Here is an 11902-nt window from a genome sequence, read left to right on the forward strand (position 1 = left end):
CGCCTCGTCGTCCGTGCCGGCAACGGCCTCGTTCAGGGAAGTGATTTCAGGTTCAACGGCAGCATTCATGATGAATCGAGCATAAGCTTTCCCCCCATGGGAAGGTCAAGCCACAAGGTGTATCTTCGTTGGGGGCCTTGACCTTGACACGATGTCAGGGTGCACCATGCAGACCATGGCATCCAACTTAAGGAGATCAACATGAGCACACAACAGTTCCAGGTACAGGGCATGACCTGCGGTCATTGCGAAAAAGCGGTGCAGGCCGCGATCCGGCAGGTGGACCCCCAGGCCGAGGTGCGGATCGACCGCGCCAGCAACCTGGTGGAAGTGCAATCGACCCAGGACCGCGAGAAACTGGCCGAGGCCATCCGCGAGGAAGGCTACACGGTGGCATGAAGGCTGCCGCCGTCAACTGCGACGAGCCCGCTGCGGCATGGCCGGTGTCCATCGGCTCTGCCGCGCGGCTCAGCGGCATCTCGCCCAAGATGCTGCGCCACTACGAGGCAATGGGCCTGCTGGGTGAGGTCCACCGCACCGACAGCAACTACCGCCAGTATGGCGAGGCGGACGTCCACACGCTGCGCTTCATCCGCCGCGCGCGCGACATGGGCTTTGGCCTCGATGCCATCGCCGAGCTGGTCAGCCTCTGGCATGACCGGCGCCGCAGCAGCGTCCAGGTCAAACGCATCGCGCAGCGGCACCACAATGAACTGACCCAGCGCATCCAGGCGCTGCAGGCCATGCAGCGCAGTCTGGAAACGCTGCTGGCCTGCTGTCCGGGCGATGGCCGGCCCGACTGCCCCATCCTCGACGATCTGGCCGATGCCGGCCGCATCTGAAAGGTACAGCCACAAAACTTTACAAAACGCCAACGCACAGGCATATCCGCGACATATCGCCCTTCGACACTGGAGCCATGGATGCAAGGCAAGGGCCTCATCCAGGTTTCCTCAACCACTGTCCAGGAGAGAGACGATGTCCAAGTTCAAGAAAGCCCTGATGGTCACAGCCCTGGCCACCACCCTCACCGGCATGTCGGTGGCCGTCATGGCCAATACCAGCGTGGAGCCGCAACTGCTGGCGCAGCACGCCGCCCAGCGTGCCGCGCAAGCCGGTACCCCGGCGCCTCACATGCACGGCGCCCGCTACGCCGGCATGGGCGAACGCATGGCGAAGTACCGCGAGGCCCGCCTGGCGAAGCTGAAGGAGACGCTCGGGATCGCACCCGAGCAGGAAGCGGCCTGGAGTGCCTTCGTCGCCCGCACCACGCCCGACGTGAAGGCGCCCACCCGCGAAGAGATCCGCGCCAAACGCGATGAATGGCGCCAGCTCAGCACCCCCGAACGGCTGGATCGCCTGGAAGCCGCCAAGGCGCAGCGCGACGCACGGCAGGCCAAGCGGCATGACGCTATCCGCAGCCTCTATGCCAGCCTGACGCCCGAGCAGCAGAAGGTATTCGATGAGCGCGGCTTCTCCGGCCCGCGCCCGGTACGCCACATGAAAGCTCAGCGACATGACGGGCACGGCATGCACCATGGTCATGGCATGTTCAAGCACCGCCATGACAAGCGCCTCCAGGAGGGCGCAGCACCGGCACCGCAAAACCGCTGAAAAGCCTGCGCTCCGGGGTCTTGACACAGGTCAAGGCCCCGGACATGGTCGCCCCGTTACAGTGGCGGCGCCATGGAATTCGACATACTCGTCACCGGGGCCGGCCCCGCCGGCCTGTGTCTGGCCCGCGCACTGCGCGGCAGTGGCCTGCGCGTGGCCCTGGTGGACACACAAGCACGCGAAGCACTGGCCGACGCGGCCTTCGACGGTCGCGAGATCGCGCTGACCCATCACAGCCGTGCCATCCTGCAGCGCCTGGGCATCTGGGACCGGATCCCGGACGAGCACATCGCTCCCTTGCGCGATGCGCTGGTGATGAACGGTGCCCCCGGTCCCGCGCAGACACGCATGCGCATCGGCCACGAACACGGGGGCGAACCCCAGCTCGGCTTCCTGGTGGGCAACTGGCAGATCCGCCGCGCGGCGTTTGCCGCTGCCATGGCTGCCGCCGACGCCGACGGCCGTCCACCGGAGCTGTTCGATGCCTGCCAGATGGTGCGCGTGGGCACGGCCGGTCCGGACAGCTCATGGGCCGAGGCCGAACTCAAGGACGGGCGCCACCTGCGCGCCCGCCTGCTGGTCGCCGCCGACAGCCGGCACTCCCTCACCCGCCGTGCCATGGGCATCGCGGCCGACCTGCACGACTACGGCCGCAGCATGCTGCTCTGCGCCATGACACACGAACAGCCGCACGACCACGCTGCCTGGGAATGGTTCGACCACGGACAGACCCTGGCACTGCTGCCGATGAACCCCTGCCCGGTCAGTGGCCGGCCACGCGCCAGCGTGGTGCTGACCCTGCCGCATCGCGACGTCGAGGCCCTGGCGGCCCTGTCCGAGGCCGAGTTCGAGCAGGCCATCGGCGCACGCTTCAGCCATCAGCTCGGCCCCATGCGCCTGGCCAGCACGCGCCACGTCTACCCCCTGGTCGGCGTCTGGCCCAGGCGGCTGGTCGCACCACGCTTCGCCGCGGTGGGCGATGCCGCGGTCGGCATGCACCCGGTCACGGCCCACGGATTCAATCTCGGCCTGCGCAGCATCGATGCCTTGTCCGAAGGCATCCTGCGCGCCCGTCAACGTGGCCTGGACATCGCCGATGCCACCATGCTGCGCCGCTACGAACGCACCCATCAGAGCACCAGCCGGGGCCTGTTCATGGCAACCCATGCCGTGGCCACGCTCTACACCCGCGAGGATCCCGTCGCACGCCTGCTGCGCCGGACCATGCTCGGGCTGGGCGAGCGCCTGACACCGTTCAAGCGGGTCGTCGCGGCCAGCCTGACCGGGATCGCCTGAGAACGCCGGCGTTCCGGGCTGCGGCGCACAGGCGCGGTCCGTGTTGATTGGCAAGGGCCAACGTGTCACCATCCAGCGGCATTCCTTTCTTCGGACCCCCATGGACAAGCACTACCTGACCCCCCTGTTCCAGCCCGAATCCATCGCCGTGTTTGCCGGCGGCCAGGACCCCGAACAGCAAACGGCGCAAGCCAAGGCCCTGGTCGCGGCCCTGACGGCGCAACGCTTCCAGGGGCGGCTGGTCGTCATGGACATCCACACCACGGGAACGTTGGCCGACCTGGCCCAGACCCGCGCCGACCTGGCCGTCATCGCGCTGCCACCGGCCGAGGTGATCGAGGCGCTGGAGGTGGCCGGCCGCATCAAATGCCGCGCCGCGCTGGTGATCGACAGTGGTGTGCCGGCCGATACGGCGGCCCGGATGCACCAGGTGGCCCGGCACCACGGCATCCACCTGCTGGGTCCCAACAGCCTGGGCCTGCAACGCCCATCGCAGGGCCTGAACGCCAGCATCGCCGGACCGCTGGCCGCCAAGGGTCCGCTGGCCCTGGTCTCGCAGTCGGGTGCGCTGACCGCCTCCATTCTCGACTGGGCACGGCACAACGGCGTCGGCTTCTCGACCGTGGTCTCGCTCGGGCCCAGTGCTTCGGTCGACATGGCCCAGGTGCTCGACTACCTGGCCAACGATGCACAAACGCACAGCATCGTGGTCTACATGGAAGGCATTTCCAACGCGCGCCGCTTCATGAGCGCGCTGCGCGCCGCCGCCAACGCCAAACCGGTGGTGGTCCTCAAGGCCGGGCGCAAACCGGCCGGCAACCAGGCCGCACAGACGCACAGCGGCGCCATCGTGGGCAGCGACGACGTGTTCGATGCCGCGCTGCGCCGCGCCGGCGCCGTCCGGGTCCGCTCCTTCGTGCAACTGTTCTCGGCCGCCAAATGCCTGGCCTCACGCTACCGCCCGGTGGGCCGTCACCTGGCTGTGATCACCAACGGTGGCGGCCCGGGCGTGCTGGCGGCCGACTGGGCCGACGAAATCGGCCTGGAGCTGGGCCGACTCTCCCCGGATGGCACCGCCGTCCACGCCCTGCAGGCACAACTGCCGCCGCTGGCCACCCTGTCCGACCTGATCGATCTTTCCGAAGAAGCCGCACCGGAGCACTACCGGCTGGCCCTGGAAGCCGCCAGTCAGGACCGCGGCATCGACGGTGTGCTCGTGATCCACTCGCCCAAGACCGGCGTCGATGCCACCGAGGTGGCCCGCGCCGTGGCCGGCGCCGCCCCCCGCCTGGGCAAACCCCTGTTGTGCTGCTGGATGGGCGATGCCACCGTGGGACCGGCCCGCAGCGTATTGGCCGAGGCCAATATCCCGAGCTTCCGCACACCCGAGGCCGGTGTCGGCGCCTTCGGCAGCATCGCCAGCTTCTACCAGAACCAGCAACTGCTGCAACAGACGCCGCCACCGCTGTCGGACATGGCCGATCCGGACATCGAAGGCGCCCGGCTGATCATCGAGAACGTGCTGGCCGAGCGCCGCAAGATCCTGACCGAGGTCGAATCCAAGGCACTGCTTTCGGCCTTCCACATCCCGGTCACACAAACCCTGCTGGCGCGCAACCCGAACGAGGCCATGATGATCGCCACCCAGCTGGGCTACCCTGTGGCACTCAAGATCGACTCGCCCGACATCAGCCACAAGAGCGACGTCGGCGGCGTGGCACTGAACGTGCGCAACGCCAGCGCGGTGCGCGACGTCTACCAGACCATGATCCAGACCGTCAGCCGCCTGCGACCGGACGCCCGCATCAACGGCGTGACCATCCAGAAAATGGCCCATGCCAAGCGCGGCCGCGAGCTGTACATCGGTGTCAAGGCCGACGAACCGTTCGGCCCGGTGATCGCCTTTGGTGCCGGCGGCACCATGATCGAGCTGTTCGACGATGGCGCCATGGAACTGCCGCCGCTGAACCAGTTTCTGGCCCGCCGCCTGGTCGAGCGCTCGCGCGTGGCCGGCACCCTGGGCGCCTGGCGCGGTGCGGCGGCCATCGACATGCAGGCGCTGGAGCAGGTACTGCTGCGCGTCTCGGAGATGGTCTGTGAACTGCCCCAGTTGCGGGAAATGGACATCAACCCCATCATCGTCGACGACAAGGGCGCCGTGGCCGTGGATGCACGTGTCGTGGTCGAAAGCGCGCCGGCCACCGCCCGCAATTACGACCACCTGTCCATCCTGCCCTACCCGGCACGCTACGAACAGGTCTGGCCCATGCGCGGCGGTGGCGAATACACCATCCGCCCCATACAGCCGGACGACGCGAGGATGTTGCAGGAGCTGGTGCAGGGCCTGTCGCCCGAGAGCCGCTACTTCCGCTTCGTCTCGGCCATGAGCGAACTGTCCGGTCCCATGCTGGCGCGCCTGACCCTGATCGATTACGACCGCGAAATGGCCCTGGTCGCCGTGCTCAAGGAGCGCAAGGCGGGTGAAGATGGAGCCATCGTGGAAACGGAACGCATCATCGGTGTCTCGCGCTACATCACCAATCCCGACAAGGCCAGCTGCGAGTTCTCCCTGCTGGTGGCCGACGACTTCAAGGGCAAGGGTCTGGGGTCGCGCCTGATGCTCAGCATCATGGAGGAAGCGCGTGACAAAGGCCTGGAGGAGATCGAGGGCCTGGTGCTGGCGAACAACCCGGACATGCTCAGGCTCATGCGTGGCCTGGGTTTTGCCATCAAAACCTTCCCGGAGGACCCGGATTTCAAGCTGGTGACGACTCCGCTGCGGCACTGACACAACCCACAACCCCCAGGCAACAGTGGAAGGCCCGTCGCATGCGACGGGTTTTTTTATTCCCGGGGCAGCGGGCCAAGACCGCGTTTTCCGGCGTTTTTTCCTCTCTGACTATTCTTCTAGATCTTCTATTTCAAATTAGTAGAAGTAGTAGAGGAGCCGCTTCCGCTGTGGACAAAGGGGTTTTCCGCCGACAGATCATGGGCTTGCGTGCCGGTCAACCCTGTGGGGAGCAGGCGGGTCCGTGGTGTCGGCCAGCGGGGACAAGATGGCGGTTTTCCACTACCTTGTGGATAACGCATGGCTTGTTCAAAAACTATCCACAACGTTGTGCCAGACGGGGCAGGAAACGGCCCGGTGGCGCAAATGCCTGAGGTCGCCAGGCAGTCCCGAAGACGTTGACAGACGAGCTTGAAGCCGTGGATGTCCAGGCAGAGCCCCGGCCACCAGGATCTGGCGCCTGGCGCTGCCTGCGTTCAGATCGAGCAAGCCACTGGCCTGAAACACGGACATGCCACCGAACCTTGGCGTGTCGCTTGTCGAAAGCGGCCCGGAAGAACGTCGCCGAGGCGTCACAGGCAGGGCCCTTGGGTCATCGCTGCCAAAAAACCCGTCGAACGCGACGGGTTTTTTTCTTGCGTGGAAGGCCAGCGCCAGGTTTTTCGGGATTTTTTCTCTTCTGACTATCCTTCTAAATCTTCTATTTCAAATTAGTAGGAATAGTAGAAGAGCGGCTTCCGCTGTGGACAAGGGGGTTTTCCGTTGCGAAATCATGGGCTTGCGCGCCGGTCAACCCTGTGGGGAGCGGGCGGGTCCGCGGTGTCGGCCAGCGGGGACAAGATGGCGGTTTTCCACTACCTTGTGGATAACGCATGGCTTGTTCAAAAACTATCCACAGCGTTGTGCCAGACGGGGCAGGAAATGGCCCGGTGGCGCGGATACCGGTGGTCACCAGGTCGGCCCCGGGACCACCGGCCCGGCTGGTACACTGCCCGCAGATTTGCCGGCATCAGGCCGGTCCAGTCCTTTTCAGCGCTTTCATGTCCACCGTCCTCAGTGCCAGCGCTCCGGCGAGCTTCGAAATCAAGAGTGCCAACCTGCCCCTGGTGGCCCTGTTGCTCAAATCGGCCGATCTGGCCCGATTGGCCGACGAGTTGAAGCAGCACTTTGGCGACATGCCCGATTTCTTTGATCAGGACCCGCTGCTGATCGACCTGTCGCCACTGACGGCCTCGGCTGAGGCCGAGGCACCCGTCGATTTCCCGGGCCTGCTGAGCCTGCTGGCCGGGTACCGTCTGCGGCCACTGGCCGTGCGCGGTGGCAGCCCGGCCCAGATGGCGGCGGCCGTGCAGGCCGGTCTGGTGCCGGCGGACGATGCCGTGGTGCAGCGGGTGGCGGCGTCGCCGGCAGCACCCCGGGCGGCCCAGCCCGAGCAGGTGCCTGTGGCGCCGCCGGCCCAGCCCGGGGCCCTGATCGTGGACCGTCCGTTGCGCTCGGGCCAGCAGGTCTATGCGCGCGGCCGCGATCTGGTGGTGATGGCCATGGTCAACCCCGGTGCCGAGGTCATTGCCGATGGCAGCATCCACGTCTATGCTCCGCTGCGCGGCAAGGCCATTGCCGGCGCGCGCGGCAACCCCGAAGCGCGCATTTTTGCCCTGGCCATGGACCCCGAGCTCATCTCCATCGCCGGCATCTACCGCACCTCCGACAAGCCCCTGCCCGACAGCGTGATCGGGCGCGCCGCCCAGGTGCGGCTGACGGCCGGCCCCGATGGCGAGGACCGGCTGGTCATCGATGCCATTGCCGCCTGACCCGACTTTTGTTCCTGACCCCGATACAGCAACCGAAACCGAGCGAGAAAGACCTGCATCATGACCAAGATCGTTGTCGTCACTTCCGGCAAGGGCGGCGTGGGCAAGACCACCACCAGCGCCAGCTTCGCCGCCGGTCTTGCGCTGCGCGGCCACAAGACGGCCGTCATCGACTTCGACGTCGGCCTGCGCAACCTCGACCTGATCATGGGCTGCGAGCGGCGCGTGGTCTATGACCTGGTCAACGTGATCCAGGGCGAGGCCAACCTGAACCAGGCCCTGATCAAGGACAAGACCTGCGACAACCTGTTCATCCTCGCCGCCAGCCAGACGCGCGACAAGGACGCGTTGACGCAGGAGGGTGTGGAAAAAGTGCTTGAAGGCCTCAAGGCCATGGATTTCGAGTACATCGTCTGCGATTCGCCGGCGGGGATCGAGACCGGCGCGCTGATGGCCATGCACTACGCCGACGAGGCGCTGGTGGTCACCAACCCCGAGGTGTCGTCGGTGCGCGACTCCGACCGCATCCTGGGCATGCTCAGCAGCAAGACCAAGCGTGCCATCGAAGGGGCCGATCCGATCAGGGAGCACCTGCTGATCACGCGCTACAACCCGAACCGCGTGGCCGATGGCCAGATGCTCAGCCTCGAGGACATCCAGGACATCCTGCGCATCAAGCTCATCGGCGTGATCCCCGAGAGCGAGAGCGTGCTGCAGGCATCCAACCAGGGCACGCCGGCGATCCACCTCAAGGGCACCGACGTGGCCGAGGCCTACAGCGATGTCATCGACCGCTTCCTGGGCGCCGACAAACCCATGCGCTTCACCGACGCCGAGAAGCCCGGCTTCTTCAAGCGCCTGTTCGGGAGCAAGTGAGCCATGTCCTTCCTGTCCTTCTTCCTGGGCGAGAAAAAGAAGACCGCCAGTGTTGCCAAGGAGCGGCTGCAGATCATCCTGGCCCATGAACGCAGCGGCCGCAACGCCGCCGAGCCGGACTACCTGCCCGCGCTGCAGAAAGAACTGGTGGCGGTGATCGGCAAGTACATCAAGATCGATCCGGACGACATCAAGGTCCAGCTCGAGCGTCAGGACGACCTGGAGGTGCTCGAGGTCAAGATCGAGCTGCCCGAAAGGAACTGAACCGTTTTCCCGCGCAGGTCCGCTCCGGTGGCCCCGGCCGGGCCGGTTCCGTGGTACGGTTGACCGCAATACGCTGCGCGCGCGTGTCGATCCCCGTCATGGAGGTGTCTGTGCGTCACAAGCTTTGGCCCGTACTGGTTCTCTCGGCCGGCCTGCTCGCCGGCTGCGGCACGCAGGTCGTCAATCCGGTCACCGGGCAGACCGAGCGCACGGTCATGGACGAGCCGATGGAGATCGCCCAGGGCCGCCAGGCGCACGAGGAACTGCTCAAGGCCGATGGCGGCGCCTACCCGGACGCGAAACTGCAGGCCTATGTCGATGGTGTGGGGCGCCGGCTCGCCGCCAACTCGCACCGTGCCCATCTGCCCTGGACCTTCACGGTGCTCGACAGCCCCGAGGTCAATGCGTTCGCGTTGCCCGGCGGCTATGTCTATGTGACGCGCGGCATCCTGGCCTACATGGAGAGCGAGGCCGACATGGCCGGTGTGGTCGGGCACGAGATCGGTCATGTCACGGCGCGCCACGGTGCGCAGCGGGCGACGCGCCAGCAGCATGCCGGCCTGGGTGTGCTGGCGGCCACCATCCTCGGGGCCGTGCTCGAGGGCACCACCGGCATCGGTGGCAGCACCGAGCTGATCGGCCAGGCGGCCCAGGGCGTGGCGGCCGGCTATGTGGCCAGGTACAGCCGCGAACAGGAACTGCAGGCCGATCAGTTGGGTGCCGAGTACCTGTCGCGCAACCGCTACGACCCGGCGAACATGGTGAACGTGATTGGTGTGCTGCGCTCGCAGGAGGCCTTCGCGGCCGACCAGGCCCGGGCCCGCGGCGAAAAACCCGCGGAGGGCAGCAGCTGGCTGGCCTCGCACCCGAGCAACGAACAGCGCCTGCGCGAGATCCGCGAGCACGCGGCGCGCTATGCGGCGGCCGGCGGTTTCGGTGACGACGGGCGCGAGCGCTTCCTGGCCGCCATCGATGGCATGCGCTTCGGCGAAAGCCCCGAACAGGGGCTCACACGCGGTCAGCACTTCTACCACCCGGCGCTGGACTTCGCGATCACCGCACCGGCGGGCTGGCGCATCGTCAACGCCGAAGACAGCCTGACGCTGATGCAGCCCGGACGCGAAGCGGCGCTGCGTCTGCTGCCGGTGCCCGCCCAGGCGGTTGTCGGCAGTCACGACCAGATCCTGCGCCAGCTCTTTGCCAACCTCCAGGGCCGCATCACGCGGGGCCGCATCAACGGCATGGAGGCCACCCGCTTCCAGGGCGTGGTGGCCGACCGCAACGGCCGCCAGCAACAGGCCGAATTCACGCTGGTGAGCGGACCGAAGAACGCGCATTACCTGCTGGTGGTCCTGGCCGCCGATGCCTCGGCCCGCCAGCGGCACGCGGGCAACCTGGCGGCGGCGGAACAGACCTTTCGCCCGATGACGGCGGAAGACCGGCAGGCGGCGCGCCCCTGGCAGATCCGGGTGGTGCCCATGCCGCGCGGCGGTTTCGCCGAGCTGCAGCGCCAGTCGGTGGTGTCGGTGGAGCAGTTGCGCCTGCTCAACGGTGTCTATGGCGGCGGCCGTGAGCCGGCCGCCGGGCAACGGGTCAAGACGGTGGTCGCCGGCCGCTGATCCGGCTGCCGCGCCACGGGCGCGCGGCACTATGATCCCGTCATGCTGATCGAAACCCTCGGCGCCGCCCGCGACATGGGACGCCTGAACACCATCCTGGGCGTTCTCATCCGTCACGGTTTCGGCGACGTCGTTCGTCGCCTGGGGCTGGCCGACTCGCTGGAGCGCGCCGGCCATGCACTGCGCTGGGACAACGCGGCCGAACTGGCCCGCCTGTCGCCGCCGGTGCAGTGGCGCCTGGTGCTCGAGGAACTGGGGCCGACCTTCGTCAAGCTCGGCCAGATCCTGGCCGGCCGGGCCGATCTGTTCGGTCCCGAGTACATCGTCGAGTTCGAAAAACTGCACAACCATGTGCCGCCCGTGCCGTTCGAGCAGTTGCGACCCCAACTGCGCGAGGACCTGGGCGATGAGCCCGAGCGGGTGTTTGCCCATTTCGATGCCGAACCGCTGGCCGCCGCCTCGATCGCGCAAGTGCACCGGGCGCGCCTGCACGACGGCACCGAGGTGGTCGTCAAGGTGCGCCGGCCCGGCATCACCGAGGTGATCGAGGCCGATCTGCGGCTGCTGACTCGGCTGGCGGCGCTGGCCGAAGCCGAGCTGCCGCCGCTGCGCCCGTACCGCCCCCAGCAACTGGTGCGCGAGTTCTCGCGTTCCCTGCGACGCGAGCTGGACCTGGCCAGCGAATGCCGCAACGCCGAGCGCATTGGCGCCAACATGGCGGTGCTGCCCTGGATCGTGGTGCCCCGGGTGTATTGGGACTGGACGCGTGAGCGCGTCAACGTGCAGGACCACATCGAGGGCATACCGGGCGATGACCTGCAGCGCCTGGACGCGGAGGGTCTGGATCGCCAGGAGCTGGCACGTCGCGGCGCCCGGGCGGTGCTCAAGATGATCATCGAGGACGGCATCTTCCATGCCGATCCCCACCCGGGCAACGTCTTCTATCTGGCGGACAACCGCATTGCCTTCATCGATTTCGGCATGGTGGGCCGCCTCACCGAGCGGCGGCGCGAGGAGCTGCTGCAACTGCTGATGGGGCTGGTCCAGCGCGAGTCACAGGCGGTGGCCGATGTGCTGCTCGACTGGGCCGGCGACCACCACCAGGCGAACCTGGACCAGCTTGAGAGCGAAATCGAGGCCTTCGTGGATGCGTACCACGGCGTGCCCCTGGCCCAGTTGAGCCTGGGCGACATGCTGGCCGACGTCACCGCCATCCTGCGCGAGCACCGCCTCAGCCTGCCCTCGGACATGGCCTTGCTGATCAAGACCTTCATCACCCTCGAGGGCATGGGCCGCGGGCTGGACCCGGACTTCCACATGACCACCGAGGCGCTGCCGATGCTGCGCCAGGTCATTCGTGCGCGCTACCAGCCTGCGGTCATGGCCAGGCGCACCTTCAAGACCTTGCGGCACGCGCTGGCGGTGCTCGAGCGGCTGCCGAACGATGCCGCGCGCCTGCTGCGCAACGCGCGGCGCGGCCACCTCAGCGTGGGCATCGAGCTGGCGCACCTGCGGCGGGTCGGCAATCAGATCGACCGCGCGGCCAACCGCCTGGCCATGTCGCTGATCATCGCGGCGCTGATCATCGGCTCGTCGATCGTCATGACCGTGGAGGGCGGCCCCACGCTGTTCGG

The 11902-nt window shown here is 67.1% G+C and carries 10 protein-coding genes; all 10 read left to right on the forward strand.

Translation table 11 applies throughout. The features are described from left to right. Positions 1 to 201: 201 nt before the first annotated feature. The gene (locus PHQ87_RS09775; protein WP_300233445.1) at positions 202 to 399 is read left to right on the forward strand and encodes a heavy-metal-associated domain-containing protein; all 198 of its coding nucleotides are present in this window, start codon (positions 202 to 204) and stop codon (positions 397 to 399) included. Continuing rightward, entirely contained in the window at positions 396 to 842 is a 447-nt protein-coding gene (gene cueR, locus PHQ87_RS09780) for a Cu(I)-responsive transcriptional regulator (protein WP_300233447.1), read from the forward strand. Before PHQ87_RS09775 ends, cueR begins: the two co-directional genes overlap by 4 nt. Before the next feature lie 136 nt (positions 843 to 978). Then, positions 979 to 1614 carry a Spy/CpxP family protein refolding chaperone gene (locus tag PHQ87_RS09785; RefSeq protein WP_300233449.1) on the forward strand — a complete coding sequence of 212 codons (636 nt, stop codon included), beginning with the start codon at positions 979 to 981 and terminating at the stop codon, positions 1612 to 1614. A 72-nt stretch (positions 1615 to 1686) separates the two neighbouring features. Continuing rightward, positions 1687 to 2910, forward strand: coding sequence for a 5-demethoxyubiquinol-8 5-hydroxylase UbiM (gene ubiM / locus PHQ87_RS09790; RefSeq protein ID WP_300233451.1), 1224 nt, complete (start codon positions 1687 to 1689; stop codon positions 2908 to 2910). A 100-nt stretch (positions 2911 to 3010) separates the two neighbouring features. Beyond that, a complete protein-coding gene (locus tag PHQ87_RS09795; RefSeq protein WP_300233452.1) occupies positions 3011 to 5698 on the forward strand; it encodes a bifunctional acetate--CoA ligase family protein/GNAT family N-acetyltransferase in 2688 nt (895 codons plus the stop codon). Between the two features lie 1040 nt (positions 5699 to 6738). Beyond that, the gene (gene minC, locus PHQ87_RS09800) at positions 6739 to 7509 is read left to right on the forward strand and encodes a septum site-determining protein MinC (protein ID WP_300233454.1); all 771 of its coding nucleotides are present in this window, start codon (positions 6739 to 6741) and stop codon (positions 7507 to 7509) included. 60 nt (positions 7510 to 7569) lie between these two features. Next, on the forward strand, positions 7570 to 8385 hold the full coding sequence (minD, locus tag PHQ87_RS09805; protein ID WP_300233456.1) for a septum site-determining protein MinD: 816 nt from the start codon (positions 7570 to 7572) through the stop codon (positions 8383 to 8385). A 3-nt stretch (positions 8386 to 8388) separates the two neighbouring features. After that, positions 8389 to 8649 (forward strand): cell division topological specificity factor MinE, encoded by a 261-nt coding sequence (gene minE, locus PHQ87_RS09810; protein ID WP_300233457.1) that lies wholly within the window; start codon positions 8389 to 8391, stop codon positions 8647 to 8649. Between the two features lie 110 nt (positions 8650 to 8759). Further along, positions 8760 to 10268 carry a M48 family metalloprotease gene (locus PHQ87_RS09815; protein WP_300233459.1) on the forward strand — a complete coding sequence of 503 codons (1509 nt, stop codon included), beginning with the start codon at positions 8760 to 8762 and terminating at the stop codon, positions 10266 to 10268. Between the two features lie 42 nt (positions 10269 to 10310). After that, a partial coding sequence (locus PHQ87_RS09820) for an AarF/UbiB family protein (RefSeq protein ID WP_300233461.1) occupies positions 10311 to 11902 on the forward strand: 1592 nt, incomplete at its 3' end.

The sequence above is a fragment of the Hydrogenophaga sp. genome, assembly GCF_028698005.1.
In the GTDB taxonomy this organism is placed as follows: domain Bacteria; phylum Pseudomonadota; class Gammaproteobacteria; order Burkholderiales; family Burkholderiaceae_C; genus Hydrogenophaga.

What these genes read in the sequence shown, in the direction of transcription:
- PHQ87_RS09795 (WP_300233452.1), top strand. Translation starts at nt 3,011, where the DNA reads ATGGACAAGCACTACCTGACCCCCCTGTTCCAGCCCGAATCCATCGCC.
- ubiM (WP_300233451.1), top strand. Translation starts at nt 1,687, where the DNA reads ATGGAATTCGACATACTCGTCACCGGGGCCGGCCCCGCCGGCCTGTGT.
- minD (WP_300233456.1), top strand. Translation starts at nt 7,570, where the DNA reads ATGACCAAGATCGTTGTCGTCACTTCCGGCAAGGGCGGCGTGGGCAAG.
- minE (WP_300233457.1), top strand. Translation starts at nt 8,389, where the DNA reads ATGTCCTTCCTGTCCTTCTTCCTGGGCGAGAAAAAGAAGACCGCCAGT.
- PHQ87_RS09785 (WP_300233449.1), top strand. Translation starts at nt 979, where the DNA reads ATGTCCAAGTTCAAGAAAGCCCTGATGGTCACAGCCCTGGCCACCACC.
- minC (WP_300233454.1), top strand. Translation starts at nt 6,739, where the DNA reads ATGTCCACCGTCCTCAGTGCCAGCGCTCCGGCGAGCTTCGAAATCAAG.
- cueR (WP_300233447.1), top strand. Translation starts at nt 396, where the DNA reads ATGAAGGCTGCCGCCGTCAACTGCGACGAGCCCGCTGCGGCATGGCCG.
- PHQ87_RS09775 (WP_300233445.1), top strand. Translation starts at nt 202, where the DNA reads ATGAGCACACAACAGTTCCAGGTACAGGGCATGACCTGCGGTCATTGC.